A 2,305-nucleotide genomic window follows, 5' to 3' on the forward strand; every position below is an offset into this window, starting at 1 on the left:
ATTATATGTTATGGCGGTTATTTGTCTATTCAGCAATTAAAAATTAACAATTAATAATTATCTAAACTGGAAGATTCATAATTTAGAAAAGACTATCTCATGCTTATTTATGGGGTGTAAATTATTAATTATAATGGGAGGCTTCAAGGCGTGAATTATTGAATGAATAATTAGGGTTTGCGCTCAAAAGTATTATGGGTGAGGGTAGGAGTCAGCAGTCAGGAGAAATGGGTAATTTAGAGGAGGCAGAAGGAGAAATTATCCCTTAAATTTTCAGCCATAAGTCAACTGAAAATCCTAACTTTTTGAGCATGAATAGCTAAAAAACTGATACTTTGTTAAAGACTTAAAATTGCTCAAACCCATATCTGTAAATTCTTTTATAGCGTTTCTCAGTATAATGAGGTACATCTATCTTTATATTGTATTCTATTCCCTATTCCCTGTTCCCTATTCCCTATTCCCTATTCCCTGTTCCCTAAAACCCAAGAATTTTGTACCTCACGCTTCTTGGGAATTGCTATATATTTAATCAGTAAGCCCTAATTAATTGAAGATCAACTCCTAATAATTAATTATTAACTATTAATTATTCAGTAAAGCACCAAATATATCGCCTATAAATATCTCTTTAAAAGGATAAAATGAGGTTTAAAAATGTACTTTGCTAACCAGAAAAAAGCTGTAAATTATTATTTATAAGGTAAAGGTATGACTGCCAAAATAATTATAGAAAATCTAATTAAAATTTACGGCAAAAAACATCTTGCGGCTCTTAAATTATTTCGGGATGGAAAAACCAGAGACGAGATATTACAGTCTACAGGTAATGTTTTGGGATTAGCTGATGTATCTCTTGAGATTGGTAAAGGGGAATTATTTGTGGTAATGGGGTTGTCCGGTTCGGGAAAATCTACCCTAGTTCGCTGTATTAATCGTCTAATTAATCCTACGAGTGGACATATTTATATTGATGGTGAAGATGTTGCTCATGTTGATGAGAAAAGGATGCGAGAAATACGACTGAATAAAATTTCGATGGTATTTCAGCGCTTTGGGTTGTTTCCTCACAAAACAGTAGCGGAAAATGTAGAGTATGGACTAAAGGTGCGGGGGGTTGAACCAACTCATCGTCGTCAGAAAGCTTTAGAAACATTAGAAGTTGTGGGTTTAGAGAAATGGGCAAATTATCAACCTACTTCTTTGAGTGGGGGGATGCAGCAACGGGTGGGTTTAGCTCGTGCTTTGGCTACTGATGCAGATATTTTATTGATGGATGAAGCTTTTAGCGCCCTCGATCCCTTGACGAGGGGAGAGATGCAAGATGAATTGTTGCGACTCCAGAAAGAATTGCATAAAACTATAGTATTTATTAGCCATGATATGCAAGAAGGTTTGAAATTGGGCGATCGTATTGCTGTTATGAAAGATGGGGCAATTGTCCAATTGGGGACTCCTGAAGAATTAGTCACTAATCCCAAAAATGATTATATTAAGGCTTTTACTGAAGAGGTAAATTCTGCCCAAGTTATTAGCGTAGGTTCGGTTATTAGTAAAACAGTTTCTCTGAAAATTGGTCAATATTCTATTAGCTCTGCTTTGGAGCAAATGTTAAACCATAAGCTCCAAGTTCTCTATGTAGTCGATGAGTACAATAAACCTATTGGTTTGGTGAAAAAACACCATTTGGAAGGGAGTCTTAAACAGGGAGAGGAAGATATTACAACTATAATGGAAACTGACTTTCCAAGAATTGATATTTCTGCTCATCTAGAGGATATTTTTTACCTTTATAAACAAGGATTTCCCCTAGCGGTTGTTAACGACAAAAAAGAATTTCAAGGTATGGTAGAAGCGGTTGATGTACTGACAACTTTGGGGCGACCAAGTATAAATTTGGAGAAAACGAATATTTGATAATTATAGTTTTCTAGAGCATATTTCTGACTTTTTGTAGCTAGAGGTACTGATAACTGAGAACTAAAATGACTTTAACCAACAAGGTTTTTTTCAAGGAGAGGTTAACTACAAAAAAAGAATTTAAAGACATGATAAAAGCTATTTATGTAATTACAATTCAGGTGCAACTAAATAAAAATTATGATTCAAGTAATAGTGAATATTTATAGTTATCTAGAGAATATTTTTGATTTTCTTTAGCTAGAGGTACTGACAACTAATAACTAATAACTGATAACTGAAATAACCTTGAAAAACAAGGGTTTTTCCTAGTGGTTGTGAACCACAAAAAAAGAATTTGAAGTTATGGTAGAAACAGTTGATGTACTAAAAAGTTTGGAGCAAC

At 34.0% G+C, this 2,305-nt stretch carries 2 protein-coding genes; both read left to right on the plus strand.

Annotation, left to right across the window (positions count from 1 at the left end; all coding sequences use genetic code 11):
- Positions 1-711 precede the first annotated feature (711 nt).
- On the plus strand, positions 712-1,917 hold the full coding sequence (locus AFK68_RS01230; RefSeq protein WP_094670994.1) for a glycine betaine/L-proline ABC transporter ATP-binding protein: 1,206 nt from the start codon (positions 712-714) through the stop codon (positions 1,915-1,917).
- A gap of 68 nt (positions 1,918-1,985) precedes the next feature.
- Positions 1,986-2,129, plus strand: coding sequence for a hypothetical protein (locus AFK68_RS36125; RefSeq protein ID WP_168186275.1), 144 nt, complete (start codon positions 1,986-1,988; stop codon positions 2,127-2,129).
- Positions 2,130-2,305: the final 176 nt, after the last annotated feature.

Origin of the sequence: Hydrocoleum sp. CS-953, assembly GCF_002260545.1 — a bacterium.
Classification (GTDB): domain Bacteria; phylum Cyanobacteriota; class Cyanobacteriia; order Cyanobacteriales; family Microcoleaceae; genus Trichodesmium.